Origin of the sequence: Streptosporangium sp. NPDC002544 (genome assembly GCF_040295965.1) — a bacterium.
In the GTDB taxonomy this organism is placed as follows: domain Bacteria; phylum Actinomycetota; class Actinomycetes; order Streptosporangiales; family Streptosporangiaceae; genus Streptosporangium.
The window spans coordinates 278,003-303,682 of record NZ_JBEOWJ010000004.1 but is presented as its reverse complement, the minus strand read 5'-3'; the positions used below and the strand labels follow the sequence as shown (position 1 = coordinate 303,682).

25 protein-coding genes, 1 tRNA gene, 1 pseudogene and 1 riboswitch are annotated in these 25,680 nt (G+C 69.2%); of the genes and pseudogenes, 14 read left to right on the top strand and 13 right to left on the bottom strand.

Annotation, left to right across the window (positions count from 1 at the left end):
* Window positions 1-201 precede the first annotated feature (201 nt).
* Window positions 202-882, bottom strand: coding sequence for a glycosyltransferase family 2 protein (locus ABT061_RS08125; protein WP_350914000.1), 681 nt, complete (start codon window positions 880-882; stop codon window positions 202-204).
* Between the two features lie 48 nt (window positions 883-930).
* Complete coding sequence (locus tag ABT061_RS08120) at window positions 931-1,284, bottom strand: STAS domain-containing protein (protein ID WP_350913998.1); 354 nt, start codon at window positions 1,282-1,284, stop codon at window positions 931-933.
* A 228-nt stretch (window positions 1,285-1,512) separates the two neighbouring features.
* On the opposite strand from ABT061_RS08120, the gene ABT061_RS08115 reads away from it, so the two are divergent.
* Window positions 1,513-2,034 (top strand): hypothetical protein, encoded by a 522-nt coding sequence (locus tag ABT061_RS08115; RefSeq protein WP_350913996.1) that lies wholly within the window; start codon window positions 1,513-1,515, stop codon window positions 2,032-2,034.
* Window positions 2,035-2,120: 86 nt separating this feature from the next.
* Here the strand turns inward: ABT061_RS08115 and ABT061_RS08110 are convergent, their stop codons facing one another.
* Together ABT061_RS08110 and ABT061_RS08105 are read right to left on the bottom strand one after the other, a co-directional pair.
* A complete protein-coding gene (locus tag ABT061_RS08110; protein WP_350913994.1) occupies window positions 2,121-3,248 on the bottom strand; it encodes a sensor histidine kinase in 1,128 nt (375 codons plus the stop codon).
* Window positions 3,245-3,940: a response regulator transcription factor gene (locus ABT061_RS08105; RefSeq protein WP_350913992.1), complete on the bottom strand. Its 696-nt coding sequence runs from the start codon at window positions 3,938-3,940 to the stop codon at window positions 3,245-3,247. The genes ABT061_RS08110 and ABT061_RS08105 overlap by 4 nt, the downstream gene beginning before the upstream one ends.
* A gap of 116 nt (window positions 3,941-4,056) precedes the next feature.
* Here ABT061_RS08105 and ABT061_RS08100 point away from each other — a divergent pair, with 116 nt between their 5' ends.
* The 3 genes from ABT061_RS08100 to ABT061_RS08090 all read left to right on the top strand — a co-directional run bounded on the left by ABT061_RS08100 (window position 4,057) and on the right by ABT061_RS08090 (window position 5,285).
* Complete coding sequence (locus ABT061_RS08100) at window positions 4,057-4,224, top strand: hypothetical protein (protein ID WP_350913990.1); 168 nt, start codon at window positions 4,057-4,059, stop codon at window positions 4,222-4,224.
* Complete coding sequence (locus ABT061_RS08095; RefSeq protein ID WP_350913989.1) at window positions 4,221-4,487, top strand: DUF6412 domain-containing protein; 267 nt, start codon at window positions 4,221-4,223, stop codon at window positions 4,485-4,487. The genes ABT061_RS08100 and ABT061_RS08095 overlap by 4 nt, the downstream gene beginning before the upstream one ends.
* Window positions 4,488-4,589: 102 nt before the next feature.
* The gene (locus tag ABT061_RS08090; RefSeq protein WP_350913987.1) at window positions 4,590-5,285 is read left to right on the top strand and encodes a YidC/Oxa1 family membrane protein insertase; all 696 of its coding nucleotides are present in this window, start codon (window positions 4,590-4,592) and stop codon (window positions 5,283-5,285) included.
* Between the two features lie 71 nt (window positions 5,286-5,356).
* Here the strand turns inward: ABT061_RS08090 and ABT061_RS08085 are convergent, their stop codons facing one another.
* Together ABT061_RS08085 and ABT061_RS08080 are read right to left on the bottom strand one after the other, a co-directional pair.
* Entirely contained in the window at window positions 5,357-5,788 is a 432-nt protein-coding gene (locus ABT061_RS08085; RefSeq protein ID WP_245651822.1) for an ATP-binding protein, read from the bottom strand.
* Between the two features lie 174 nt (window positions 5,789-5,962).
* Window positions 5,963-7,834, bottom strand: a complete 1,872-nt coding sequence (locus ABT061_RS08080; RefSeq protein WP_350913985.1) for a sensor histidine kinase — start codon at window positions 7,832-7,834, stop codon at window positions 5,963-5,965.
* 125 nt (window positions 7,835-7,959) lie between these two features.
* Here ABT061_RS08080 and ABT061_RS08075 point away from each other — a divergent pair, with 125 nt between their 5' ends.
* Window positions 7,960-8,520 (top strand): methylated-DNA--[protein]-cysteine S-methyltransferase, encoded by a 561-nt coding sequence (locus ABT061_RS08075; RefSeq protein WP_343970715.1) that lies wholly within the window; start codon window positions 7,960-7,962, stop codon window positions 8,518-8,520.
* 15 nt (window positions 8,521-8,535) lie between these two features.
* Here ABT061_RS08075 and ABT061_RS08070 read toward each other — a convergent pair whose 3' ends face one another.
* Complete coding sequence (locus ABT061_RS08070) at window positions 8,536-9,882, bottom strand: purine-cytosine permease family protein (protein WP_350913983.1); 1,347 nt, start codon at window positions 9,880-9,882, stop codon at window positions 8,536-8,538.
* A riboswitch (TPP riboswitch) is annotated at window positions 9,873-9,985 on the bottom strand. (Overlaps the previous gene by 10 nt.)
* Window positions 9,986-10,264: 279 nt before the next feature.
* Here ABT061_RS08070 and ABT061_RS08065 point away from each other — a divergent pair.
* A pseudogene (locus ABT061_RS08065) lies at window positions 10,265-10,611 on the top strand (transposase); the annotation flags it as partial.
* A 41-nt stretch (window positions 10,612-10,652) separates the two neighbouring features.
* Here ABT061_RS08065 and ABT061_RS08060 read toward each other — a convergent pair.
* From ABT061_RS08060 to ABT061_RS08040, 5 genes are all read right to left on the bottom strand, one after another.
* Entirely contained in the window at window positions 10,653-11,522 is an 870-nt protein-coding gene (locus ABT061_RS08060; protein ID WP_350913981.1) for a hypothetical protein, read from the bottom strand.
* A gap of 535 nt (window positions 11,523-12,057) precedes the next feature.
* Window positions 12,058-12,381, bottom strand: a complete 324-nt coding sequence (locus tag ABT061_RS08055; protein WP_350913979.1) for a rhodanese-like domain-containing protein — start codon at window positions 12,379-12,381, stop codon at window positions 12,058-12,060.
* Window positions 12,382-12,620: 239 nt separating this feature from the next.
* Window positions 12,621-13,226 (bottom strand): TenA family protein, encoded by a 606-nt coding sequence (locus tag ABT061_RS08050; RefSeq protein ID WP_350913977.1) that lies wholly within the window; start codon window positions 13,224-13,226, stop codon window positions 12,621-12,623.
* Between the two features lie 15 nt (window positions 13,227-13,241).
* Complete coding sequence (locus ABT061_RS08045) at window positions 13,242-13,808, bottom strand: DM13 domain-containing protein (protein WP_350913975.1); 567 nt, start codon at window positions 13,806-13,808, stop codon at window positions 13,242-13,244.
* 129 nt (window positions 13,809-13,937) lie between these two features.
* Window positions 13,938-15,200: an LCP family protein gene (locus ABT061_RS08040; RefSeq protein ID WP_350913973.1), complete on the bottom strand. Its 1,263-nt coding sequence runs from the start codon at window positions 15,198-15,200 to the stop codon at window positions 13,938-13,940.
* 294 nt (window positions 15,201-15,494) lie between these two features.
* Here ABT061_RS08040 and ABT061_RS08035 point away from each other — a divergent pair, with 294 nt between their 5' ends.
* Both ABT061_RS08035 and ABT061_RS08030 read left to right on the top strand, forming a co-directional pair.
* Window positions 15,495-16,970, top strand: a complete 1,476-nt coding sequence (locus ABT061_RS08035; RefSeq protein WP_350913971.1) for a hemolysin family protein — start codon at window positions 15,495-15,497, stop codon at window positions 16,968-16,970.
* Window positions 16,967-18,001 carry a hemolysin family protein gene (locus ABT061_RS08030; RefSeq protein ID WP_350913969.1) on the top strand — a complete coding sequence of 345 codons (1,035 nt, stop codon included), beginning with the start codon at window positions 16,967-16,969 and terminating at the stop codon, window positions 17,999-18,001. Before ABT061_RS08035 ends, ABT061_RS08030 begins: the two co-directional genes overlap by 4 nt.
* 488 nt (window positions 18,002-18,489) lie before the next feature.
* On the opposite strand, the gene ABT061_RS08025 is transcribed toward ABT061_RS08030, so the two are convergent.
* Window positions 18,490-18,572: transfer RNA gene (locus ABT061_RS08025), tRNA-Leu, on the bottom strand.
* A gap of 166 nt (window positions 18,573-18,738) precedes the next feature.
* Here ABT061_RS08025 and ABT061_RS08020 point away from each other — a divergent pair.
* The 6 genes from ABT061_RS08020 to ABT061_RS07995 are packed head-to-tail and all read left to right on the top strand — an operon-like array spanning window position 18,739 to window position 25,623.
* Entirely contained in the window at window positions 18,739-19,479 is a 741-nt protein-coding gene (locus tag ABT061_RS08020; protein WP_350913967.1) for an FHA domain-containing protein, read from the top strand.
* A gap of 17 nt (window positions 19,480-19,496) precedes the next feature.
* A complete protein-coding gene (locus ABT061_RS08015) occupies window positions 19,497-19,964 on the top strand; it encodes an FHA domain-containing protein FhaB/FipA (RefSeq protein ID WP_350913965.1) in 468 nt (155 codons plus the stop codon).
* Window positions 19,961-21,286, top strand: a complete 1,326-nt coding sequence (locus ABT061_RS08010) for a PP2C family protein-serine/threonine phosphatase (protein ID WP_350913963.1) — start codon at window positions 19,961-19,963, stop codon at window positions 21,284-21,286. Before ABT061_RS08015 ends, ABT061_RS08010 begins: the two co-directional genes overlap by 4 nt.
* Window positions 21,287-21,290: 4 nt before the next feature.
* Complete coding sequence (locus tag ABT061_RS08005; RefSeq protein WP_350913961.1) at window positions 21,291-22,670, top strand: FtsW/RodA/SpoVE family cell cycle protein; 1,380 nt, start codon at window positions 21,291-21,293, stop codon at window positions 22,668-22,670.
* Window positions 22,667-24,124 carry a peptidoglycan D,D-transpeptidase FtsI family protein gene (locus ABT061_RS08000; protein ID WP_350913959.1) on the top strand — a complete coding sequence of 486 codons (1,458 nt, stop codon included), beginning with the start codon at window positions 22,667-22,669 and terminating at the stop codon, window positions 24,122-24,124. Before ABT061_RS08005 ends, ABT061_RS08000 begins: the two co-directional genes overlap by 4 nt.
* On the top strand, window positions 24,121-25,623 hold the full coding sequence (locus ABT061_RS07995; RefSeq protein WP_350913957.1) for a serine/threonine-protein kinase: 1,503 nt from the start codon (window positions 24,121-24,123) through the stop codon (window positions 25,621-25,623). The genes ABT061_RS08000 and ABT061_RS07995 overlap by 4 nt, the downstream gene beginning before the upstream one ends.
* Window positions 25,624-25,680: the final 57 nt, after the last annotated feature.

The window sequence follows — 25,680 nt, the reverse complement described above, 5'->3', positions numbered from 1 at the left end:
CGCGAGGAGCGGCGGACGACCTGTTCTCCCGGTGGCCCCGGCCGTCCCCGCATCCCGCGTGCGACCTCGGCCGACCCACGGCGACTACCCGCACCGCCGACTCTCGCATGGCCTCTGACCTGCAAAGACATCACAGATCTGGAGGCCGCGAGTCCTCGCCGGACCCGCGAGGAGCCGCTCGCCGGGTGAATGTCGCCAGGCTCAGCGGCGGACCAGGAGGGCGCGGGCGACGTCGCGGAACTGCCTGGCCCGATGGAGCTGTGCCCGCCAGTCGGTGCCGGTGGCCCGGTGGGCCATCTCCACCTGGACCTCGCGTACCCGAAAGCCCTTTCTGAGCAGATCGATCGTGAGACCGGTCTCCACGCCGAAGCCGTGGGCCAGTGGCCGGGCGGCTTCGAAGGCCGCCCGGGTCAGGCAGCGCTGGCCGTTGAGCGGCTGGACGGGCGTCCAGCCGGTGGCACGCTCGACGCCCTCACGGGCGAGCTTCACGACGAACCCGTGGCCGCCGAGCTTCACCCGGGTGGCGAAGACGGCGATCGTCATGTCGACCTCGCCCGCCGCGACCGGCTCGATCAGCGGCGCGGCGGTACTGGCGGTCTCTCCCAGGTCGGCGTCGAGGAACAGCAGGTGCCGGGGCTCCTCGGCGTCGAGCAGGCGGACGGCCTCGGCACCGCTCTCCATCGCGGCGGCCTTGCCCCGGTTGTGGCTGTGCCGCACGACGTGGGCCCCGGCCGCCTTGGCCACCCGCCCCGTCTGGTCGGTCGAGCCGTCGTCGACGACCATGACGAGATCGACGCCGGGGAGCGCCAGAGCCGCGGCCACGGTCGCCCCGATCCGATCATCTTCGTTCTTGGCGGGAATGATCGCCGCCGTATCGGTCATCGAACACCTCCAGCGTGGAAACCCCGGGCTTCGGCCGTGGGGAGCGGGTCATCCCTGGGATTCGGAGGTCATCAGCTTCTCCGGCAGGGTCTCGTGCACGACGAAGACCGAGTCTAGGCCCGTGACCTGAAGGATCTTGCGTACGGCGGGCCGAGGCGCCGCCACCTCCAGTGTGCCTCCGCGCTCGCGCAGCCGCTTGAGCGCGGAGAGCAGCACGTTCATGCCGGTGGAGTCACAGAACTCCACGGCGGACATGTCGAGGACCACGAGCATGGTCTGGCTCTGCCCGAGCAGCCGGGTGAACTCGGCCTGCAGGCGAGGTGCGGTGTATAGGTCGATTTCGCCAACGATGGTCACGACGGTGTGCCCGGCATGAGATCGAGTTGAGACTTTTAGCTCCACAGCGGGCACACTAGCGGCGCGAGAGCCACCGGTCACGCTCTCTTGAACAACCCGAGTCGTCCGCCCTTTGTCCCCCGTTTCGGCCTCATGGAAACCCGGAGTGCGCGAAGCTTGACACTGCGCAACACCGGCTTGGCCGGAAAAGGGAGAAGACCCGACACTCCCGATCATCGCTGCGCTACGGCAGCGACAGCCGTTGAGTTACAGGAAACGGGCTCGAACGCATTCATGAACACCGACCAACCCGAGGATCTCCAGCGGCAGCGGCTCCGGGAACATCTGGAGTCCATGATCACTCGTACCGACAAGGCCACCTCGTGGCGCGATGCGGCGAGTTCACTGCGGAGCCTGGTGAATCACGAGGGACACGTCCCGATCAGAACCAGCCTGTCGACCGAGGACCTCGACTTCCTCGAAGGGGCACGCGAAGAGCTCCTCGACTTCGCCACGCTCGGCGTCAGGCTGCTCGACCTGCACCAGCCTCGTGACGCGGGCGGCATCACCAGCGACACGGCACATCCGATCCTGCGCTGCCGCAGCTGCATGTGGCGCTGGCCGTGCCCGACGTTCCGGGCGATGGTGGAGTCCCTGGGCACCACCAGGAGGCTCACCTCCTGCCGGCACGTCGAAACCGGCACCGCCGAGGACGACGAGTGCGCGCAGGTGACCCTCATGGTCTCGGTGAGACCCGAGAACGACGCCACGGCGCCGACCTCCAACGGCAACGGCAACGGCAACGGCCCCGGCTGACGGCCCGAACCGGCGGCTCGCCGGACCCGGGCCGATCGGATCAGGGCCGGTGACGGCGCCCCGTGACGACGGCCAGGCGGTGCCGTTCAGACGGAGATCGGCAGGCGGATCTCGAAGCGGCAGCCCGGGCCGGAGTTGACGACGCCGATCGCTCCCTCGTGGGCCTCGACGATGCCGCGCGCGATCGCCAGGCCGAGGCCCGCTCCGGCGCCGTCGGCACTGGGCGTGCGGGCCGCCTCGCCGCGGAAGGCGACGTCGAAGACACGGGGCAGGTCGTCCGCCGGGATGCCGCCGCAGCAGTCGGCGACGGACAGGCAGGCGATCTGGCCCTCGATCGAGGCGCGGACCAGGACGGTGCCGTCGCCGGGAGTGTGCCTGATCGCGTTGACCACCAGGTTGCGCAGCGCCCGGGAGAGCTCGGCCGCGTCGGCCTGGACGGGGATCACCGGGTCGACCTCGCCGGCCAGCCGCACCCCCTTGGCCCTGGCCAGTTGCTCCACCCCGGCCAGCGCGTCGGCGATCAGGTCGCCGAGGCCGATCCGGTTGCGTGACAGGCGCAGCGCCCCCGCGTGGATCCTGGACAGCTCGAAGAGGTCGTCGACCATTCCCGACAGCCGGTCCACCTCCAGGCGGATCTGCCGGTGGTAACGGCCTACGGTCTCGGGGTCGGCGACCACCCCGTCCTCCAGGGCCTCCGCCATGGCCCGCATGCCCGCCAGCGGGGTACGCAGGTCGTGGCTGACCCAGGCGACGAGCTCACGGCGCGCGCTCTCCAGGGCGCGCTCGCGCTCGTGACCCAGGCGCAGGCGCCGGTAGGCCTGATCCAGGCTCCCGGCGATCGTGCCGAGCTCGGCGGGGAGACCTCCGGGTGGGGTGAACTCCCCCGAGGCGGGCACCGCGTGCACGGCGTCGACGAGCCTGCGACTGGCCGCCACGACCCGGCGGGCGAGCACCGTCGCGACGCCCAGCCCGACCAGACCACCCACCGCGACCACACTGAGCACGATGTCCCTCGGCGTACCCTCAATGATCATTTTCAGGGTGATGGCGACCACGCCGCCCACCGTCGCCACCACGGTCACCACGACGACCACCGCGAGCATCGCGCCGATCGACCGCTCGCGCAGCAGCCACATCGCCCCCAGCCCGGCGAGCGCGACCAGCAGGCCGAGGCCGGCGGTGACCGCGACGATCAGCAGAATCTCGGGGATCACGGCTCCACCAGCGGTTCGTAGCGGTAGCCGACGCCCCACACCGTGACGATGCGCCGGGGAACGGTCGGATCCGGCTCGATCTTCTCGCGGAGGCGGCGGACGTGGACGGTCACCGTGGAGGAGTCGCCGAAGGACCAGCCCCAGACCTGGTTGAGCAGCGCGGAGCGGCTGAAGGCCTGGCGGGGGTTGCGCATCAGGTGGGCCAGAAGGTCGAACTCGCGGGCGGTCAGCATGATCTCGTCGCCTCGGAACCGCACCTCGTGCGCCCCGACGTCGACGGTCAGATCACCGTCCCTGAGCACCCCGGTGCCGGTCGGCAGCGAGGCGCCGCGCGCCCGCCGCAGCACCGACTGCACGCGCAGGGCCAGTTCCCTGGGGCTGAAGGGCTTGGTGACGTAGTCGTCGGCACCGGTCTCCAGACCGACGACCCTGTCCATCTCCTCACCCAGCGCGGTCAGCATGATCACTGGGACCGGCCACCGCTCCCTGAGCTTCCTGCACACCTGGAGCCCGTCCATCTTGGGGAGCATCAGGTCGAGCACCATCAGGTCCGGCGGGTTGGACAGCGCGCGCCTGAGCGCCTCGGCGCCGTCTCCGACGCACTCGACCAGGTGACCGTCACGTTCCAGGTAGCGGGCCACCACCTCGGCCACCATCGGATCGTCGTCGACCACCAGAATCCGCGCGCTCATGACCTCAACGGTAGGCCCGCGAGGGGAGATCCCTAAGCCGTGTCACCGGTCCGTAAGCACTCGATCGTTACGATCAAGGCGCCCGCCGCTTCCCCTGTCAGCGTACGGTGGAACACATGAGTCGTATCGTGCTGGCGGTCCTGGGCGCCCTGCTCGCGCTCTACGTGGTGTTCGGGCTCGTGCTGCCCGCCCTTTTCGGGCTGCTGAAGTTCGTGATCGTGCTGGCGGTCGTGGCCTTCGCGGTCGTCGCCCTGGTCACCGTGGTGTCCAAGTCCAAGAGATGAACCTGCTCCTCGCCGTCCAGACGCTGACGGTCTGGATGTTCGACGGCGGCGGCGTCCTGACGGCGACCGCCGTGGTCGGGCTGGGCGTGCTCCTGCTCGCCTGGGCACTGCGACCGGCGCCCGTCACCTCCGGTGCGCGGGCGCGGTCGCCGCTGTCGCGGCGCGATCGGGCCAGGCGGACGATGTTCGTCCGGCAACGCGACCCCGACGCGGCAGGGAGATCCCGGCCCAGAGCACCCTCCGCGGGCCCGGCGCCCGCGTAACCCCCCGCGACCACCGTGTGCCGCGCGCACGCGCTCTGAAAACCCCCGCGGTGCGCGGGCGTCCTCTGTACCGTCTCCACTCCGGTCAGAAGGGCCCCAACCATGTTCGACCCCGTCATCGGGTTCACCGCCGACCTCATCACCGCGCTCGCGGGGCCACTGGGCTCCACCGCGCTCGCGATCGTCGTTTTCACACTCCTCGTCCGGCTCCTGCTGCTCCCGCTCAGCGTCATGCGGGCCAGGGGCGAGCGGGCCAGGATCCGCCTCGCGCCTGAGGTCCGGAAACTCCAGAAACGCCATGGCCGCCATCCCGAACGGCTCCAGCGGGAACTGGCCGCCCTCTACGCCAGGGAGAGGACCTCACCGCTGGCAGGCTGCCTGCCGTCGGTGGCGCAGTTGCCGTTCCTCATGGTGACCTACCAGGCGTTCGTCTCCTCGACGATCGCCGGCCAGGCCAACGCGCTGCTGACCCACGGGCTCCTCGGGGTGCCGCTCGGCCAGCAGTTCGCGGGCACGGTGGCCGGGTTCGGGCTGCTCAGCGGCCCGACCCTGGTCTTCGCCGGGCTTTTCCTGCTGCTCGTCGCCGTGGCGTGGGCCGCCTCCCGCCAGACGCGGAGCACGATGAGTGAGGACGTCCAGCCCGCGGCGCTGCGCCGGATGCTGCCCCTGCTGCCGTACGGGACCGTGCTGGTCGCGGCGGTGCTGCCGCTCGCGGCCGGAATCTACCTGCTCGTCACGACGGCCTGGAGCACCGGGGAGCGGGCGGTACTGCACCGGCCCGCGCTCGCCGGAGGCTGACGACACTCCGGACGGAGAAGGTGCCGTCCCGCTTCATGACAGGCGAAGCGGGACGGCACCCGACGGAAGGACTATCCGCATTCCCTGAGGGCGGGTTCGGGGGTGGAAACATGGCCGTTACCTACCGTGTTGACCGCCGTGACCACCGCCCAGACCGTGGTGATGTCCCCCTCGTGCCTGACTCCCCATGTCGAGGCCAGATATTCGACGATTCCGAGGCCTCGCCCTCCCAGGGAGGAGAGCGTCGGGCGCCCTGCCCTTGGCTCGGTGGCCGCGCCACCGTCACTCACCGCAACCTCGACCTGCTCCTCGGTCCAGTGCCATGACACCCTGATCTGCCCCGACGGCAACGGATGCGCGTGACGCAGCGCATTACTCAGCAACTCGCTGACCACGAGCACCGCGTCATCTATAGCGGTCTCGTATACACCCCGTTCCTGCAGGTCAGAGCAGAGGCGTTGGCGTGCGACAGCGACGCTGGACGGTGCATACGGCAACAACACGACGCTCGACGCACTCACCTCCCCGTATGCCTTTCCCCTCTGAGGAACTCACCCCAGTACGACCGAAATGCCCCGTTAAATAGCCTCGGAAACCGAGCAGCAATTACAGCTTGTGCACATTCGACAATAGATCAGCGGATCCGTTACCGACTCGTTACCGCCTTGGCGTGTCGATCAGGTAAGAGCGTCCGGCGTGTCGGCGATGCGGAGTGCCAACCTCATCCGGGTGCCGCCCGCGGGGCGTGGATGCGCCGACACCTCTCCTCCCTGGGCCCGTGCCAGGCTGCGCACGATGTAGAGACCAAGCCCGACTCCGCCGAACCTGCGGCGGTCACCGCTGTCCGCCTGGACGAAGCGGTCGAAGACGCGCTCCCTGCTGGCGTGGGCGATGCCCACGCCCTCATCGTCCACGACCAACACCACCCGGTCACCATCCACCCATGCCTCTACCCTGATCAGACCACCGTCCGGCGAATATTTGAAAGCGTTCTCCAGCAGCTGGGCCAGCAGGATATCGGTGGCCAGCGCGTCGCCGGAGACCAGGGGCAGGTCATCGGGGACGTCGACCTCGACCCGGTGCAGATCCGACAGGATCGGCAGGCCCAACGTGGCTCCCCGCACCAGCTCGGCCAGGTCGAAGCCCTCGATCCTGAGCGTGAGCTCGCCGGCCCCCGCGCGCGAGCCCAGCAGCAGGTGGTCCATGAGCTGGCCGAGGGAACGGGCCCGCTCGGCGATGATGTGCACCGCGGCACGGCGCTCGGCGTCGGTCATGCTGTCCCAGCGGTCGTCGAGGGTGCCGGCGAAGCCGCGGACCACGGTGATCGGGGTGCGGAGCTCATGGCTGGTGGTGGCCAGGAAGAGATCCTTGGCCTCCTCCAGTTCCTTCGCGCGGGTGATGTCGCGGAAGTCGACCACGATCTCGCCCGTCTCCACGATCTCCGCGCAGAGCACGTCCAGCCAGATGCCCGAGGGCAACTGGATGGTGAGCTTCTCTCCCGGTGCCGGGAGCTGGAACGGGGGCGGACCGCCGATCACCTCGGCGGAGTGGAAGCCGGTCAGCTCGCTGGCGGCCGGGTTCCACTGGACGACCCGGCCCAGCTCGTCGAGGACCGCTATGCCGTCGGCGCTGGCGTCGAACACCGCCCGCTCGTGGGCCCGCTGCCGTACGGCCTCCTGGTAGGCCATCGCGTTGCCCACGGCGATGCCCGCGTGACCCGCGAGGAGTTCCAGCAGCTCCAGCTCCAGGTGGCCCACCTTGCGCTTGGCGAAGAGCGCGTACAGCGCGCCGTACGGTCGCCCGCCCATGGCCGCGAGACCGAGCGCGATGGTGTGCAGGCCGGGCAGCTGCGACCAGATCAGCTCGTCCAGCCGGTCCTGGTCACCGGTCTCCAGCAGGATGGTCCTGCCCTCGCGCAGCAGCTTGCCGACCAGGCTGGTGCGGAGGTCCGCCGTGGAGTTCCGCATCGAGCCGGGAAGGTTGTGGCGGGCCACGAGGCGGAGCCGGTCGCCCTCGATGAGCACGAACCCGCCCGCGTCGGCCCCGGTCAGGTCGGCGAGGCTGGCCGCGATCCGATCGAGCACCGCGGGCAGCTCCAGCTCGGCGTTGATGTCGGCGACCACGTCGGTGAGCCGGCGGACGAGCTGTGCCCGGCGGGCGTTGCGGTCGTTGGCGCTCTCGTCGTCCTGGGCCAGGTGGTAGACGCTGACATAACCGCTGAGGGTGCCGTCCCGCGAGGAGAGCGCGCCGGTGTCGACCCGCAGGTCGAGCAGGCTGCCGTCCCGGCGGAACCGCTTGGTCCGCAGCGACACCTGGCCACCGGTGCGGACCTTCTCCAGGACCGCGTTGTGCTCGGCCATCAGCTCCTCGGGAACCACCGGAACCCGCCGGCCGACCGTCTCCTCGGCCGACCAGCCGAAAAGGCGCTCGGCCGCGGGATTCCAGGCGATGACCGTCTGTTCACGATCAATGGCGACGATCGCGTTGGGCGCGTCGGCCACGACCGCCCGGCCGATGCCCCCGTCATTGTCGGCCGTGTAGTCCACCACACACCCATAGTGCCGTCTCAACCGGCCTGATCTTGGCACTTTCGTCCCGCACGTGTTGCCACTGGCCGGGCGATCCGTCCGATACTCTGCGGTCACCACACACCTGGATACGAAAGGGTGGGGCCATGTCATCCGGCGACATCGATGCATTGCTACGGGTGACCTCGCCCGACTACGTCGGCACGAGCCATCCCGACATCGCGTTCGGCACGCTCGACGGACCGCTGGGGCGTCTTACCCTCGCCGTGACCGGCCGGGGTGTGGTGGCCTGCAGCTACGAGGACGAGAACGTCGTCTTCGAGCGGATCAGCAGGGAGGTCGGCACCTTCATCGGGCCGGACCCCCGGCGGCTCGACCCGGTCCGCCGGGAGCTGGACGCCTACTTCTCCGCCCGGCTCCGTGCCTTCACCACAACGGTCGACCTGCGCCTGGCCACCCAGTTCTCCAGGACGGTGCTGCAGATGATGCTCTCGGTGCCGTACGGAACGGTGACGACCTACCGCGAGATCGCCGAGCGGATCGGCAGGCCGCGGGCGCTGCGCGCGGTCGGCAACGCGCTGGGCAGCAACCCGGTGTGCGTCATCGTGCCGTGCCACCGGGTCGTCGAGAGCGAGTCGGTCCTTGGCGGGTACGCCGGGGGCTCGGCCGCCAAGGAACGCCTGCTGCGCATCGAGTCCCGCGCGTAGCGCGCCTCCGCCCGGTCAGGGACGGCGCCGGAGCGCACCGGCGCCCAGGGTGACGAGACCCGCGACGAGGAACGCGCCGACGGCCGCGCTCATCCACGGCTGCGGGACGAAGCCGAGCAGGTCACGGGCATCGGTCCAGAACGAGGTCCACCAGGCCAGCTCCGGGGCGACCGGCAGCGCGGCGAGCATCCACCATGCCGCGAAGCCCAGCAGCCACGGGGCCACCATGAGCCAGCGCGAGGGCGCGCTGTCGGAGGTGTCCCAGCGCCTGGCGCCGCCGAGCAGGAAGTAGTCCACGGCGAGCACCGCGAACATCGGCACGAAGACCGCCCCGATCAGGCTCAGGAACGCGGTGTAGGTGTCGACCTTGACGAAGATCGCGAGCAGGGTGACCAGTACCCCGATGACCACGGAGATGACCCTGCGGTCCAACCTGGGCATCAGGTTCTGCAGCGACATGGTGGTGGAGTAGACGTTCACGAACGACTGGTCGGTCTCCCGGAGCACCAGGATGCCGAAGAACAGCGGGCCGAGCGCCGCGGCCACGAAGGGGTCCCAGACCCGTTCGGTGTCGTTGCCGACCAGGGCGAGCGCCGCGATTCCCAGGACCAGGCAGGCCACCTGGGTGATCGTGTAGCCGCCGACGACACCGGTGAACGTGGCCCTGCCGGACCTGGAGAACCGGGCGAAGTCCGCCGCGACCGGCACCCACGAGACCGACAGCGCGATCACGTAGTCGACCGAGGGCGCGAAGGCCTCCCACGATCCATCGCCGATGGACGGTCCCCGGCTGAACAGGGCGACCGCGAACCAGATCATCGAGACGACCACGCCGGCGGTGACGTACCGGCGGAGCAACCGGACCGCTCCCAGCGGCCGGATGCTCAGCGCGGTGGTGATCACCCCTCCGACGACCACCCAGACCGCGTACGGCACCTCGATCCCGAAGGATCCGGCGATGGCCTGGGCGCCCTGGGCGATGACCCAGAGCTCGAACGCGCCCCAGCCGAACATCTGGATGATGTTCAGCACGGTCGGCAGGTACGAGAGCCTGGCGCCGAACAGCCCGCGGAGCAGGACCATCGCCGGAGCGCCGGTCCGCTGCCCGGGAATGGCGGCCAGGCCGACCATCGCGGTGCCGATGACGCTGCCCACGACGGCGGCCAGGACCGCGGCCACGAAGCTCAGCGGCCGGTCGCCGAGTGGATCGATCAGCGCGATCGCGCCGGAGAATCCGAGCAGGCTGACCCCCAGGTTGGCCCAGAGCGCGCCCTGGTCGAGCACGCCGAGCTCCTTGGGAGGAGCCTCGTCGAGGGTGAGGGGAGCCTCGGCTGACTTGGAGTCAACGACGGCAGGCGACATCACACGCTCCCTACGCCGGCATTACCCGGACAGGTTCATGCGGTCGGCAGCGGCAGTAGCTGCCCTCTCAGCCCGGTTGCCCCGAGCTCCCGCGTTGGTTGATACGCAAAGCCGAGATCACCCCAGCTCGCGCCCATCATGATGCACCATCTGTCTGGATTCGGCCAGCGCGGGGTTCGCGCGACCGTCTCACGAGACGAGTCTGTGCACGTCCGCAGAAGTACAGCTACATACGTAGGGGTAGCTGTACGGCAAGCCGTCCGAGCCCTGGGTCGAGAGGGGCTCCTAGAGGCTGATCCGACGCTCCACCAGGGACCTAGCGTCCTAGAGGCCCCTCGGCGCCTCTTCCTGAAAGGGCGCAGTTGCTCGCTACGGAAGCCGCTTCCGCCTCCGCCCGATGCACCCCGAGATCACCATCGTCTGGGCCGACTCCGCCTACACCGGAAAACTCGACGACTGGGCGAAACAGCACCTCAACCTGACGATCAAGCCGGTCAGCCGTCCCAAGGACGCCTCCGGCTTCGTCGTCCTGCCCCACCGCTGGGTCGTCGAACGCAGCCTTGCGTGGATGATGCACGCACGCCGCCACGCCCGGGACTATGAACGGCTCGTCCAGCACTCCGAGACCCTTATCACCTGTGCCGCCATCACCCTCATGACCAGACGCCTGGCCCGCGAAGGCGCCCCCCAACTGGCCAAGAAAATCGGCCTAAAGGAGACGCTGATTCCCTACTGAGGTGTTCTCAATGAGAGATTATGAAGCGGCGTGCTCAGCGCGTTCCTGGTTTGTCTGGCAATCGCACGACGGCGGTACCGGCCTGGGACTCGCCGAACCCCCAGCCTGCAACAAGGGAGCAGCCGACCGTTTCCAGGACATCGGTCCACGGCCAGTAGTCGGTGCCGCAGTAGAAGCCGCCCTCGCTGCGCGCGTCGTCCTCGGTGAGGCAGAGCATGCGGAGATGGTCGCGGAGCGCGGGATGCGTGACCGCGCTCAGCCTTTCCTCCCAGGGCTCGTCGGCGGAGCAGGCGTTATCCATGTCGTGAATCGACACCAGGTGTTCGGGGCCACGCTCGGTGAACGTGGCGGCCCGCATCGCATCGGTGAGAGTGCCATCGGTGGCGACGCGCAGCAGTACGGTCAGCCAGCCGTTCAGTTTCTTGGATTTCTTGTTGGTCAGGTCGACGCCATGGCGGCCCAGGAGCGGCCCCAACTCCGCGCCGTGCACCAGCACTTCACCGGCTTCATCGACCGAGGAGACGGTCCGCAGGTCGGCGACGAAGGTGTCGCCGAACGGCCGGGGGCCCTTGTGCCCGCCGTCGCCCCACGGTCCCGTTCCTGCCAGGAGTTCGGCGTCGAAGCGGAACAGTGACTCGCTCAGGTTGAACTGCCATGCCCAAGGGGAGAAGGGGTACTCACCATCCGAATCCGGAAGGTACCTCGGCTCCCGACCTGACAGCGCGTCAGGGGTGGCCCAGGGATTCGGGAACAGGAACTCGTCGAGGGGGTCCGAGGCGTAATACACCCCGTATCTGGCGGCGGGGTCGACGGTCGGCTTTCCATCGAGCAGTATCTCGAAGGCACTGGCCAGCGCGGCACCCCACCCGCTGAGGTCAGTCGCCGGGTCCGTCTCGGGTGTCACGATGAGCACTCCTTCATGTCGTGTCGCGTAGGTTGACGCAAGGTATCGGCCGCCATTGGCACTTCCCGGGGCCAATGGCGAAGTCCGCCGCAAAGGCGGACGCGATACTTCCAAGACTCGTTGCTTATCGGCATCGGTAAAACCACGTAACACGGATCCCGGGTTCGAAAACACACACTTATTAGGTTCTCAGCCAGGCTGCTGCTGTACTTCGTAGCCGTACGGACGCCAAAGGGGCCACCTACGCCACCTTTAGGTGGCCTCTGACCTGCGCAGGGGCCACGCGATGGGCCGTGACGGCACTGTCCGGACAGGTTCACGCGGTCGGCGGCGCGTCGGAGGGTCTGTGCGACCCTCTGCGTGGTTCCGCCCTCTCAGCCCGGTCACGCCCGAGCTCCCGCGGTAGATAATTCACCCCGTTTATGTCATTTATTCCTTTCTTGGCAAGGACCGCCTCCTCGATGGACGTCGACTCAGGCCCCCGAGCCACTGAGACCGCTCAGGCCACTCAGGCCACTCAGGCCACTCAGGCCACTCAGGCCACGAACGGGTCCTGACCGCTCTCGGCGACCATCGAACGCCCCGCCATCTCCCAGGACTGCATACCGCCGCCGACGTTGATCGCGTCCCGGCCCACGTGGTTGAGCCAGGCGGCGGCGTTGGCGGAACGGCCGCCGACCCGGCAGATCACGTAGACGGGCGCGTCCTTGGGCACCTCGTCGACCCGGGACTGCAGCTCACCCAGCGGGATGTGGACGGCTCCCGGCGCGTGCCCGGCACGCCACTCGTCGTTCTCGCGTACGTCGAGCAGGAACGCGTCATCCGGCACGGCCCGTACCTCGACCTCAGGAACACTCATGCGCCCATTGTTCCAACTCCCACACCTGATGGGTGCACAAAGCCTCTCGGACGCCCTCATCCGGACTCTCAATTTCCCCTGATAGTGAGCTAATTCACCACAACTGACCGACTGGATCGGCCAACCTTCGGTGCCCTGCGGCCGAAGGACCGGCGAGACCGCCGCCGAGGAGAGCGGAGCCGAAGGCGAGGGAGGTCAGGAGGCCGGGAAAGACGAAAGCCGGCCACGAGGGGACAGGCTCAGGGCACGTCCCAGAAGGCGAGCTCGTGGGCCATTCCCTCGGTGAACAGCTTTCCCGCCCTGCCGGGATCGGGTGCCGCCTCGTCGATCATCACGGCGATGCGCTCGGTCAGCTCGGCGAAGGCCGGGTGGGCGTAGGTGTCGACCCAGGCACGGTATCGCGGCTCGTCGGGCGGGTTCTCGGCCAGGGCTCGACCGAGCGTGGAGTAACCCCACATGCAGGGGTAGAGCGCGGCCAGGCCGTCGGCGTAGACGGCCGCGGAGTCGAGCAGGAAGGAGGTGTAGGCCGCACAGGCAGGCCCCTTTCGCACCCCGCCGAGATCGGCGCCGAACTCCGCGGACAGTGAACGGTGCAGGTTCAACTCCTCGTGGAACGTGGCGTGGGCCAGATCCACCAGGTCGCCCAGGTGCCCGTCAGGGGCCTGCCAGGCGAGTCGCGAGAAAACCCGGACGTAGTCGAGCAGGAACAGGTAGTCCTGCTCCAGCCAGGACCGGAACACCGGCTCGGGCAGGTCCCCTCGCGCGATGCCGACCACCGTCGGGTGCGCGAGCTGCACCTCGACGAGCGGGCGGCCAATGGCATGCAGTTCCTCGGAAACACTCATAATCCGGGCATTGTGTCAGGTGAGGGCGGCGGCGCCGAAGGAGACGCCGAAGCGCTTGCACCAGATGGTGACGCTCTTCAGGCTGTCGAGGTCGGCCCCCGCGGGGATGGCGTAGTTGGCGTTACCCCGGTTGCCCTTCAGCTCGCCGAGTTCGAGGTGCTTGCCGTCGTCCAGGTTGAACCATCCGGCCCTGCCCTCCTTGACGGGCTGGTCACTCAGCCAGACCCGCAGATCCGGGCCGTCGGAGGTGTCCAGGTCCTCGATCCGCAGGACCCGGCTCCCATCCGGGAGCTCCAGCACCCTCGCCTTGCCCGTGGTCTCGTGCTCGTGGGAGATGAACGTGCCCTTGGCCAGGTTTTTCGGCCCCTCGGGTGCCTTGGCGGGCTCGCTCGCCCCGTCTTCCACCACCGGGGTCGCCTCCGGCCCGGAGGTCACGGCCACGGCCGGCAACGCCTCGTTCACCTCGACCGTGGTGAACAGGCGCCAGGGCTGGAACAGGTAGAGGGCGACGCCGAGCACGACGGTACCGACCGCCAGAACGCCCCAGGTGGCGGGGTGTCGGAGCAGTCTTTTGATCCTCATCGAATACCTCCGGCGTGGGGGCCCCGGCTCTGGTCCTCGAGGCCGAGACCGGCCTCGGGATCGACGCTACCGGTGCCGTGGTCGCGCGCCGCTTACGGAGTGCTTACGACCACGGCGGGGGCAGCGGCCCTACTTGGCGAGGACGTCCTTGGGGACGGGCTTGTCCTCGGCCAGCGCGTCGAACAGGCGCAGCGCCTTCTCCCGATCCCACTTGACGACCGCCTGACCGTTGATGGTGGGCAGGGAGCCGACCGGGACGACGGTGGTGACCGGGTTGTCACCCATGGCGAGACCGAGGGAGAGCAGGTCGAAGGCGCCGGTCTCCTCGCCCACGGACACCGAGTCGGCGGCGCTCAGCGCGAGCGGCACGGAGGTGAAGGGGTTGATCAGGACCCCGGGGCTGGCCGCCTTCTTCACCACCGCGGAGAAGAACTGCCGCTGGCGCTGGGTCCGGTCGAAGTCCGGGATGGTGCCGGTGGCACGGGTACGGACGTAGCCGAGGGCCGTCCCGCCGTCCATGAGCTGGAGCCCCTTCTTCAGGTTGATCCCGGCCTTGGGGTCCTTGATGGCCTGTTTGACGTCGATCTCGACCCCGCCGATGGCGTCGACGATGCCCACGAAGCCGCCGAAGCCGATCTCCATGTAGTGGTCGAGCCGCAACCCGGTCACCTTCTCCACGGTCTTGGCGAGCAACTTGGGGCCGCCGTCCTGGAAGGCGTAGGCGGCGTTGAGCTTGTCGCTGCCGTGACCGTCGATCGGCACGTAGGAGTCACGCGGCAGGCTGACCAGGGTCGGGCGGCCGTCACCGTCGGGGATGTGCAGCAGCATCATCGTGTCGGTCCTGCGGCCCACGGCCTTGCCCGTGGCGAGCTTCTTACGCTGTGCCGCGGTCAGGCCCTCCCGGCTGTCGGAGCCGACCAGCAGCCAGTTGGTGCCGGGGGTGTCGGCGGGCCGGCCCTCGTAGTCGGTGAGCGCCTCGATCCTGGTCAGCCGGGAGTTGATCATGAAATATCCGCCGATGGCCACGACCAGCAGCACGACGAGCAGCCCGGCGAGGATCCGCACGATCAGCCTGCCCGGACGCTTCGGGCGCCAGCCCGACAACCGCGGCCCGCCGCCACCACCCGGGCCGCCGGAGCCGGCGCGGGAGCCGTCGGAGGAGGCGTTCAGCGGTCTGACCGGGCTGGAGCCCGACCTGGCCTTGCCGTACACCCGCGAGCCTCCCCGGGGGGGCGGCACCTCCTCACCCGCGGACGCCCCCCGCCGGGTGGACCCCGCCGGCCCGCCCGGCAGGGGGTGGGCGGGCTGCCCGGCCGCTCGCTGCGGCGCGGGCCCCGGCGTGGGCGACCGCAGCGCGCGAGTGCGATCGTCGTCTTCGGGCCAGTCAGCCACGTCGTGTCCCGCCACTTCTTGATCTCATGGTGAAAACGTCATTATCGACGCTACGTCGCGGCTCACGCGCATGCCGCAGGGTCCCCAAGGTTTCCCTATGTAAATGTACTCAGACAGGTTGTTAGCCACCGACAATGCGATCGTCTGCTGATCCGGAAACATCAACCCCTACCCGGATCGTTACGGTAGAGAACTACCTCTGCTCGAAAGGATGATCGTGTCCACTCCGGACTCGTGGAGTACCTGCCCGTGCAAACGCACGGGAACCGCTGAACCGACCGGGAGAGCTACCCGGTGAACACGGCTCTGGGCCTGCTGGCCGTACTTCTGCTCACCCTCGCCACCGGCTATTTCGTCGCCCAGGAGTTCGCCTTCGTCGCGGCGGACCGCGGTGTACTGCGTGAGCAGGCCGACTCGGGCGACGTGGCCGCGGAACGGGCGCTGAAGGTGACAGGACGCCTGTCGTTCATGCTGTCGGGCGCGCAACTCGGCATCACCGTCACCGCGCTGCTCGTCGGTTTCATCGCCGAACCCGCCATCGCCACGGTCATCCGCCCCTGGCTGGAGGCCGCGGGAGTCCCGTCGGGCGCCGTGCCCGGCATCGCCGTGGCGCTGGCCGTCGCGGTCGCCACAGTCATCCAGATGGTCCTCGGCGAGCTCGCCCCCAAGAACCTGGGCATCGCCCGTCCCGAGCCGGTGGCGAAGTTCCTCGCCCGCTCGACGTTGATCTACCTGCGGATCGCCGGACCGGTCATCCGGCTGTTCGACTCCGCCGCCACCGGCCTGTTGCGCCGGGTCGGCGTCGAGCCGGTGGAGGAGATCGAGCACGGCGCCAGCCCCGAGGAGCTGTCCCGGATCATCTCCGAGTCCGCCAGCACCGGCGACCTGCCGCCACGGCTGTCGGAGCTGCTTGAGCGCGCGCTGGAGTTCGGCGACCGTACCGCCGAGGACGTCATGGTGCCGCGTCCCCGCGTGGTGCTGCTGAGGGAGGAGCGCCCGATCTCCGACCTGATCGACGCCGTCCGCAGGCACGGTCACTCCCGCTACCCGGTGCTCTGCGACCAGAACGGCGACGACGTGGTCGGCGTCACCGGCGTGCGCGAGCTGCTCAAGTCGGGGCTGAGCACCGGGACGCTGGAGAGGATCACCCGTCCCGCGCTCCTGGTGCCCACCTCCCTGCCGCTCCCCGTCGTGCTGGAGCGCATGCGCGCCGCCCGCGACGACCTGGCGTGCGTCATCGACGAGTACGGGGGCCTGGCCGGCGTGGTCACCGTCGAGGACCTCGCCGAGGAACTCGTCGGCGAGCTCGTCGACGAGAACGATCCGGAGCCCGCGGGGGTCGTCGCGGGTGAGGAGGGCACCTGGGACCTGCCGGGCACGCTCAGGCTGGACGAGATCGAGCGGGCCATCGGGCTGCAGCTTCCGGAGAGCGACGACTACGACACCGTCGCGGGCCTCGTGCTCGCCGTCCTCGGCCGGATGGCCGAGCCCGGTGACAGCGTGACCGTCACGCTGACCCTGCGGAACGACCCCCTGGAGAACGACGGCGCCGACGAGAAGGACGCGGTGCTCACCGTGCTGTCGGTGCACCGCAGGGTCCCCGAGTGGGTACGGCTGTCGCTCGCCGTACCGCAAAAGGACGATCCCGAGGGGGACGCGACGCCGGGAACGGCGGGGAGAGAGGATGATCCGGCGATGACCGCGCCGCAGATGATCGAGCCTGTCCCGGAGACTTCCATGATCGAGCGGAGCGGGGTGAAGCGACGATGAGCACCACCGCCGCCCTGCTGCTCGGTGTTGCCCTGCTGATCGGCAACGCCTTCTTCGTCGCCGCCGAGTTCGCGGTGATCTCAGCCCGCAGGCACCGTCTGGAGGAGCTCGCGGGCAAGGGCGGCCGGTTGACCCGGATCGCCGCCCGCGCCGCCGTGCGCGGCGGCAGGGAGCTCTCCCTGATGCTGGCCGGTGCGCAGCTGGGCATCACGCTCTGCTCGCTCGGTCTGGGCATGGTGACCGAGCCTGCCGTCGAGCACCTGCTGGAACCGGTATTCGGCGCGGTCGGCGTGCCCGAGTCGCTACGGGTCCCCATCTCGCTGATGATCGCACTGGCGATCATCACCTTCCTGCACATGGTGGTCGGCGAGATGGCGCCCAAGTCGTGGGCGCTGACCCATCCCGAGATCGCCGCGATGGGTCTGGCCCTGCCGTTCCGCGGCTTCACCTGGACCGTCAGGCCGGTGCTCGCCTCGCTCAACGGCCTGACCAACGGGATCCTGAAGCTGTTCGGCGTGCATCCCAGGGACGAGCTGGCCACCACCAGGACCCCTGTCCAGCTGGCGATGCTGGTCGGTGAGTCGGGCCGGATGGGACTGCTCGACCGGGACGAGCACGACCTGCTCACCCGGGCCCTGCGAGTCCACCAGCAGCCGGTCGAGCGGTTGATGCTGCCGCTGGCCAAGGCCACCTCGGTGCCCGGCGACGCGACGGGCACGCACATCCGCGAGGTGGCCGCGCGCGACGGGCACCTGCGTCTGCTGGTCACCTCCGGCCAGCCGCGCGACGTCCTGGGCGTGGTGCACGTCAGGGACATCCTCGTCCGGCCGGATGCCAGCCCCGCGGAGCTCGCCCGGCCGGTGCCCCGCCTGGACAAGGCCACCACGATCCCCGACGCCGTCTCCGCCCTCCAGGACGCCCACGCGCACCTGGGCCTCGTCACGGACGGCGGCGGCGAGGTGATCGGCATGGTGAGCCTCACGGACCTGCTCGGCGAGATCCTGGGCGTCCGGGTGCTCGCGACCCGCTAGTGCGGCGGCCGGGGCCCCTCACCGGCCACCTGGGCACTCCGTGCCGAGGTCGTCTCCGAGGCGCCCCGCCGTCGCCCCCGGTGAACACCGGTGGGCGCCGGGGGTGCCGGTGGGCGCCGCACCTGCGGGACCACCTCGTCCCGGATCGGCCCGCCGATCCATCGACTCGGCGGGCCGGGGGAGATCCTCCCCCTCGGCCCGTTTTCTCTGTCAGCGTAATAAGTCAACCGGCGAACCCATGCAAGTCATCCGAAAGCGATCAGCAAGCGTGTCCGGGTAGAACGGGAAGGCATGCCGCACCGCCCCAAAAACCACAAGACCCATACGTAAGCCCCGAGACTTCTCTATAACGGAGCAAGCGGCTACCTTGATCGATGATCGACTCGGTCCGCCACGAGACCTCATGGACGGCTCAGATGAATGCGCGGTTTCCCAGGAAACGACAAGACCCCGGTCGCGGTATCCGCGTAACCGGGGTCATGATCTTGTGGGCGAGGAGGGATTTGAACCCTCACGTCCTTTCGGACACACGGACCTGAACCGTGCGCGTCTGCCGTTCCGCCACCCGCCCTTGTTGGGTGCGGTCGAAACATTAGCACGTATCAGCCGGTACCCACGAACCCGGATACGATCCTCCTAGATGCGAAAGCGGAGCAGCTGGGTGCGAGAGAGCGAGGACCGAGCCAACGAGCCCCCAAGCGGCCGCGACCACATAGACGGAGGAGGGGAGGTACCCGGTGGGAGTCCTTCAGCGTTTCGAGCGGAGGCTCGAAGGCTTGGTTGAAGGGGCCTTTGCGCGGGCGTTCAAATCTGACCTTCAGCCGGTAGAGGTCGCCAGTGCGGTCCAACGAGAGATGGACGAGCGGGCGGCGATCGTCGCCCAGGGGCGCACTCTCGTGCCCAACGACTTCGTGGTCGAGCTGTCCACGACCGACAGCGAGCGACTGGAGGTCTACGCGGACAGCATCAGCCACGAGCTGGCCAACCTCGCCAGGGAGTACGCCAAGGAACAGGGATACTCCTTCGTGGGACCGGTCAGGGTCCGCTTCGAGACGGCAGACGACCTCGCGGTCGGTCTGTTCCGCATCCGCTCGGGCGTGATCCGTGGCGCGACGGTCGAGCAGGACGAGATCCGCCAGCCGGTGAGCGACGTGCCCACCGCCAAACCGCACGCGTTCGGAGGCCGCCCCCGCCTGCTGGTGTCCACCCAGGACGACCCGCAGGGCCAGCGGTCCTTCGACCTGACAACCCCGGTGACCCTGCTCGGCAGGGGCACCGACTGTGATCTACGGCTGGTCGACCCGGGTGTGTCCCGGCACCACGCCGAGCTACGGGTGGAGGGTCCCCAGGTCGCGCTCGTCGACCTCGGCTCCACGAACGGCACCTTCGTCAACGGCCAGCCGGTTCGCCGGGTCGAGCTCCAGAACGGCACTCGCGTGACGCTGGGGCGAACGACTCTGGTTTTCCGGCGCGATTAAAGGTAAATAGACGGTCCATGTCCGAGCTCACGCTGCTGCTGATCCGGCTCGCTTTCCTCGCGGTGCTGTGGTTCTTCGTGATTGCCGCGGTCGGCGTGATCCGGACGGACTTGTTCGGATCACGCACGGCCGCCGTCGTCCCCGCGCGCAAGGTTCCCAAGCCGGTGAAGCCCGCGGCCAAATCCAAGAAGGGGGAGCCACGGCAGATGGTCGTCACCGGTGGCCCCCTGCAAGGCACCACCATTACCCTCTCGGAGACGCCCATCACCATCGGCCGGGCGAACGACGCGACGCTGGTAGTCAGCGACGACTACGCCTCCAGTCGGCACGCCCGGCTCTTCCCCCAGGACGGTCAGTGGATCGTGGAAGATCTCGGCTCGACCAACGGCACTTATCTCGACCGCTCAAAAGTCACCCGTCCGACTCCGGTGCCGCTCGGTGTTCCGATCCGCATCGGTAAGACCGTCATCGAATTGCGCAAATGACCATCGCACTCCGTTACGCCGCCCGCTCTGACGTCGGCCTCCTCCGCGAAGGCAACGAGGACTCCGCCTACGCCAGCGGCCGCCTGCTCGCCGTCGCGGACGGCATGGGCGGCCACGCACACGGCGAGGTGGCCAGTTCGGTCGCCATCGCCGCGATGTCCTCACTCGACGTGGACGCCCAGGGAGGTGACCTGCTCAGCACCATCGAGGCAGCGGTACGCGACGCCAACCGCAAGCTGCACGAGATGGTGGGCCGTGATCCCAGCCTCAAGGGCATGGGCACCACCCTCACCGCCATGCTCTGGTCCGGGACGAGGGTCGCCCTGGTCCACGTCGGCGACTCCCGGGCCTACCTGCTGCGCGCGGGAGAGCTCTACCAGATCACGCACGACCACACGCTGGTGCAGTCGCTGGTGGACGACGGCCGGATCACCGCCGAGGAGGCCGCCACCCACCCACAGCGGTCGATCCTGCTCCGGGCGCTCGACGGCAGCGGTGAGGTCGACCCCGACCTGTCCCTGCGCGAGGCCCAGGTCGGTGACCGTTACCTGCTCTGCTCCGACGGCCTGTCCGGGGTGGTGAGCGCGGAGACCCTGCACCACACGCTCTCCACGATCGAGGATCCCGACGGGGTGGTCCGCACCCTCATCGACCTGGCCAACCGGGGCGGTGGTCCGGACAACATCACCTGCGTCCTGGCGGACGTGCTGGAGGTGGACGAGAGCTTCGTCCCGCGCACCGAGGCGGCCGTGGTCGGTGCCGCCGGCTCCGGCATGCCACGGTCACAGCCACCGGACACCCCGGCGGGACGTGCCAGCGCGGTCACCATGCCGCAACCGGTCATCGCCGACGACGATCCCGACGAGCCGATCATCAGGGCCACCGCCAGGCCGGCCAAACGTCGCCGGCTGTGGCCCCTTGTGGCCGCGGCGGGCGGTGTCATCGTCATCGGAAGCGGCCTAGGCTGGTACTTCGGCGGGCAATGGCTGGACGATCAATACTTCGTAGGGGCCAGAGGTAACGAAATCGTGGTTTTCCAAGGCGTGAAGACCAACCTCGGCCCCTTTGAGCTTTTCGAGGTCGCCCAGAGCACCGCAGAATCGATCACGACCCTTGGTGCGTTCCAGCAGGGCCAGGTCCGCGACGGCATCCCCGTCCCCACCGTCGAGGCGGGCCTGAAAAAGATCGAAGAGCTGAAGTCGTCCGCGGCCAAGCCCGACGACAAGGCCGCCGACAAGCCCGAGCCGACCACGTCGCCGAGTGCCACCGCGTCCTCCACGCCCCCCGTCCCCAGGGCCCCCGAACCCACAAGGTCACAGTGAACACATGAGCACCCCTAGCGCCGAGCCTGTCCCGCTTCCCGCCAAACGGCGGTTGGCCCAGCTGGCGATGCTCGCATTCGCGGTCGCCATCGTGATGCTGGCGTACGCCAATGTGGGGCTGGCGCTCGACAACCAGGTCCCCGCGGGCATGCTCACCTACGGCCTCGGCCTGGGCGGTCTCATGCTGGCCGCCTACCTGGTGCTGGCCAAGTTCGCGCCCTGGGCCGACCCGCTGATCCTGCCGCTGGTGACACTGATCAACGGCCTCGGGTTGGTGATCATCTATCGGCTTGAGGCGGCCGGCATGGACGGAGCCTCGGCCACCAACCAGCTTCTGTGGACCGCCGTCGGGGTCGTCATGTTCTCCGTGACGCTGATCGTGCTGCGCGACCACCGTGCGCTACAGCGCCTGACCTACACCGCGGGTGCCGTCGGCCTGGCCCTGCTGGTCTCGCCGCTGCTGCCGTTCCTCGGTCAGGAGATCAACGGCGCCCGCATCTGGATCGGCATCGCCGGCTTCAGCCTCCAGCCGGCGGAGTTCACCAAGCTCGCCCTGGTCGTCTTCTTCGCCGGTTACCTGGTCGCCAAGCGCGACGTGCTGGCCCTGGCCGGGCGGCGGCTGCTCTTCATCGACCTGCCCCGGGCCCGCGACCTCGGCCCGGTGCTCATCACCTGGGGCCTCAGCCTGGGCGTGCTGATCCTGCAGAAGGACCTCGGCTCCTCGCTGCTGATCTTCGGCACCTTCATCGCGATGCTCTACATCGCCACCCAGCGCACCTCGTGGGTGCTCATCGGCATCCTGCTCTTCGTCGGTGGGGCAGTGCTGGCGGGGCTCGTCTTCGATCACGTCGCGGCCCGCTTCGAGGTCTTCCTCAACCCGGAGGACCCGGAGCTGTACGACCGCACGTTCGGCGGCAGCTACCAGCTCATGCAGGGCCTGTTCGGCATGGGCCAGGGCGGCGTTCTGGGCACCGGTCTCGGCCAGGGCCACCCCAACCTGATCCCGCTCTCCTTCTCCGACTTCATCTTCACCGCCGCGGGCGAGGAACTCGGCCTGACCGGGCTGATGGCCCTGCTGATGGTCTACGCCCTGCTGGTGGAGCGCGGCCTGCGCACCTCGATCGCGGCCCGCGAACCGTTCTCCAAGCTGCTGGCGGGCGGCCTGTCGTTCATCCTGGCGTGGCAGGTCTTCATCATCGTCGGTGGCGTGACCAACCTGATCCCGCTGACCGGCCTGGTCACCCCGTTCATGTCCCAGGGCGGATCGGCGCTGCTGGCTAACTGGATCCTTATCGCGCTGCTGGTACGCATGTCGGATACGGCGAGGAAGCCTCCGCCCCAGGCCATCCAGGACGAAGGAATGACGCAGGTGTTCCAGCGATGAACGGTCCCCTCAAGCGCGCGGCCCTGGCCTGCCTGCTCATGTTCGGCCTGCTCATGATCAACGTGAACTACCTGCAGGCCGTGCGCGCGGAGGACCTGCGCGCCGACTCGCGCAACACCCGCAACTTCTACGCCCAGTACGAGGTCGAGCGCGGCCGGATCACCGCGGGCGACAAGGTCCTCGCCGAGTCCGTCGACACCGGCGACACCAAGTTCCGCTTCCAGCGGCGTTACCCCGAGGGCAAGCTCTACGCGCCCATCACCGGGTTCTTCGCACCCGAGAGCCAGCGCGACATCGAGCGGACGGAGAACCGCCTGCTCAACGGCACCAGCGCCGACCTGCTGATCCGGCGGAGCATCGACCTGTTCACCGCCAAGCGGAGCAAGGGCGCCAACGTCGACCTGACGATCAACCCCAGGGCGCAGGAGGCCGCCTACAAGGCGCTGGGCGCCAGCGGCAAGAAGGGCGCGCTGGTCGCGATCGAGCCGAAGACCGGGGCGATCCTCGCCATGGTCTCGATCCCCACCTACGACCCCAACCCGCTCTCCAAGCCCGACAAGGCCACCGTCAACGAGGCCTACAACAAGCTGGACAAGGACAAGGACAAGCCGCTGGTCAACCGGGCCATCGAGCGCACCTATCCGCCGGGCTCGACCTTCAAGGTGGTCACCATGGCGGCCTATCTGGAGAGCGACGACACCCTTGGCCCGGAGACCCAGGTCGACGCGCCGCAGGTGCTCGACCTGCCCAACACCACCGCCGACCTGCCCAACTACGGTGGCGCGGCCTGCGGTGCCGGGCGCGTGACGCTCTCGTTCGCGCTGGAGAAGTCCTGCAACACCCCGTTCGGCAAGATCGCCATGGAGCTCGGCTACGACGCGCTGCGCGACCAGGCCGCCAAGTTCGGCATCGGCGGCGAGCCGTTGTCGATCCCGCTGCCGGTCGCGGGGAGCGGGATCGGCCCCGAGGAGGACCTGGCGGCCCTCGCCCAGGCGTCGATCGGCCAGCGCAGCAACCAGATGACCCCGCTGCAGATGGCCATGGTCGCCGCCGGCATCGCCAACAACGGCGTGGTCATGAAGCCGTACCTGGTGAACAAGATCGCGGACGCCGAGGGCGGCGAGATCGAGACCGCCGACCCCGACGAGCTGGACACCGCGATGAGCGAGGACAACGCGCGCAAGCTCCAGGAGATGATGGTCAACGTCGTCAACAAGGGCACGGCGAGCGCGGCGCAGATTCCGGGCGTGACGGTCGCCGGCAAGACCGGCACCGCCGAGACCGCCAGGGGCCAGGCTCCCCACGCGTGGTTCATCTCCTTCGCTCCCGCCGAGGACCCCAAGGTCGCCGTCGCACTGATCGTCGAGTCCGGAAGCGCGGGTGACGACGCCTCAGGTGGTCACACCGCCGCCCCGATCGCCAAGAGCGTGATGGAAGCGGTGCTGGGTAGATGACCGCGTTGCTCGGGGGCCGATACCGCCCGCTGGGGCGTATCGCGTCGGGCGGCATGGGCGAGGTGTGGCGGGCCAGGGACGAGTTGCTCGGCCGCGAGGTCGCGGTGAAGCTGCTCCGTGCGCACGTGGCGGAGGATCCCGCCTTCCGGCAGCGCTTCCGCTCCGAGGCCCGCATCGCAGCCGGGCTGTCCGACCCGGGTATCGCGCAGGTCTTCGACTACGCCGAGAGCGACGGCGTCGCCTACCTGGTGATGGAGCTGGTGCCCGGCGAGTCCCTGGCCGGCATCCTGGCCAGGGACGGCGCGCTGAGCCCCAAGGTCACCCTCGACGTGGTCCATCAGACCGCCAGGGCCCTGCAGGCCGCGCACCGCGCGGGGGTCATCCACCGGGACATCAAGCCCGGCAACCTGCTGGTGACCGAGGCGGGCGTGATAAAGATCACAGACTTCGGCATCGCCAGGGTGCTGGAGGCCGCGCCGGTCACCCAGACGGGAGTCCTGCTCGGCACCGCCCAGTACGTCAGCCCCGAACAGGCGTCCGGCGAACCGCTGACGCCCGCCACCGACATCTACTCCCTCGGGGTGGTCGCCTACGAGTGCCTGGCCGGCCGGGCGCCGTTCCGCGCCGAGACGCAGGTGGCGATCGCTCTCATGCACATCGGCGAGCCCCCGCCGCCGCTCCCGGAGAGCATCCCGCCCGCGGTCCGTGACCTGGTCATGGCGTGCCTGTCCAAGGACCCGCTGCGGCGCCCGGCCGGCGCCAGGGAGTTGTCGGAACGGGCGGACGTGCTGCTCGACGCGCTGGCCGCCACCGACGCCACCGGTCTTGGCATGCTCACCGACCCCTCGGGCTGGCGCGCCGAGCCCGCGACCGAGTGGCCGCAGGAGATCACCTCGGCCATGGCCGCACCCGTCGGCCCCGCCGCAGGTGCGGGCGCGGGTTCCGGGGCGGGCTCCGGGGCACACGCCGGTGCGGGCGGAGGTTCCGCGGAGGGCGCCGGAGGTTCCGCGGAGGGCGCCGGGGGTGCCGGGGCGGGCGGGACGCCCCCGGGTACCGGGCCTGCGCCTCATGGGCGCCGTCGCCCGCGCAGGAGAACAGTGATCGTCGCCGTGGTCGCGGCGTGCGCCGCCGCGGTCGGGTTGGGCTCTCTGGCGGCCTACGAGCTGACCGGCCGGCCGGGCGGCAGCGAGCCGGAGAAACCGGTCGTACCGTCGAGCCCGGCTATCGAATCGCCGACGGCCACGCCGAGCCGGAGTGCGTCTCCGGCGAGCAGACCACCTGTCTCGCCGACGAAGACGGTCCGCCCCTCGGTCACGCCGTCGGCTACGGTAAGCACATCGGCCACGCCCACCGCAACGCCGAGTACGTCACCACCGTCCAGCCCCAGCCCCAGCCCGACGCCCACCCCGACGCCCACCACCCCGACGGTGACACCGAGCCCCACACCGAGTACGACTCCCGAACCCGGCGAGACAGACCAGCCGAATGGGGAGACGTGATGCGGCAACGGGTCGATGATGGACACCGGTGGCCCAAGAGCCCACCGGCACCCAAGA

Excerpts from the sequence above, each read along its gene's own strand:
- ABT061_RS08070 (WP_350913983.1), bottom strand. The coding sequence starts at position 9,882 with ATGTCGCCTGCCGTCGTTGACTCCAAGTCAGCCGAGGCTCCCCTCACC.
- ABT061_RS08125 (WP_350914000.1), bottom strand. The coding sequence starts at position 882 with ATGACCGATACGGCGGCGATCATTCCCGCCAAGAACGAAGATGATCGG.
- ABT061_RS08010 (WP_350913963.1), top strand. The coding sequence starts at position 19,961 with ATGACCATCGCACTCCGTTACGCCGCCCGCTCTGACGTCGGCCTCCTC.
- ABT061_RS08030 (WP_350913969.1), top strand. The coding sequence starts at position 16,967 with ATGAGCACCACCGCCGCCCTGCTGCTCGGTGTTGCCCTGCTGATCGGC.
- ABT061_RS08045 (WP_350913975.1), bottom strand. The coding sequence starts at position 13,808 with ATGAGGATCAAAAGACTGCTCCGACACCCCGCCACCTGGGGCGTTCTG.
- ABT061_RS08100 (WP_350913990.1), top strand. The coding sequence starts at position 4,057 with ATGAGTCGTATCGTGCTGGCGGTCCTGGGCGCCCTGCTCGCGCTCTAC.
- ABT061_RS08000 (WP_350913959.1), top strand. The coding sequence starts at position 22,667 with ATGAACGGTCCCCTCAAGCGCGCGGCCCTGGCCTGCCTGCTCATGTTC.
- ABT061_RS08090 (WP_350913987.1), top strand. The coding sequence starts at position 4,590 with ATGTTCGACCCCGTCATCGGGTTCACCGCCGACCTCATCACCGCGCTC.
- ABT061_RS07995 (WP_350913957.1), top strand. The coding sequence starts at position 24,121 with ATGACCGCGTTGCTCGGGGGCCGATACCGCCCGCTGGGGCGTATCGCG.
- ABT061_RS08005 (WP_350913961.1), top strand. The coding sequence starts at position 21,291 with ATGAGCACCCCTAGCGCCGAGCCTGTCCCGCTTCCCGCCAAACGGCGG.
- ABT061_RS08095 (WP_350913989.1), top strand. The coding sequence starts at position 4,221 with ATGAACCTGCTCCTCGCCGTCCAGACGCTGACGGTCTGGATGTTCGAC.
- ABT061_RS08105 (WP_350913992.1), bottom strand. The coding sequence starts at position 3,940 with ATGAGCGCGCGGATTCTGGTGGTCGACGACGATCCGATGGTGGCCGAG.
- ABT061_RS08075 (WP_343970715.1), top strand. The coding sequence starts at position 7,960 with ATGTCATCCGGCGACATCGATGCATTGCTACGGGTGACCTCGCCCGAC.
- ABT061_RS08115 (WP_350913996.1), top strand. The coding sequence starts at position 1,513 with ATGAACACCGACCAACCCGAGGATCTCCAGCGGCAGCGGCTCCGGGAA.
- ABT061_RS08015 (WP_350913965.1), top strand. The coding sequence starts at position 19,497 with ATGTCCGAGCTCACGCTGCTGCTGATCCGGCTCGCTTTCCTCGCGGTG.
- ABT061_RS08050 (WP_350913977.1), bottom strand. The coding sequence starts at position 13,226 with ATGAGTGTTTCCGAGGAACTGCATGCCATTGGCCGCCCGCTCGTCGAG.
- ABT061_RS08055 (WP_350913979.1), bottom strand. The coding sequence starts at position 12,381 with ATGAGTGTTCCTGAGGTCGAGGTACGGGCCGTGCCGGATGACGCGTTC.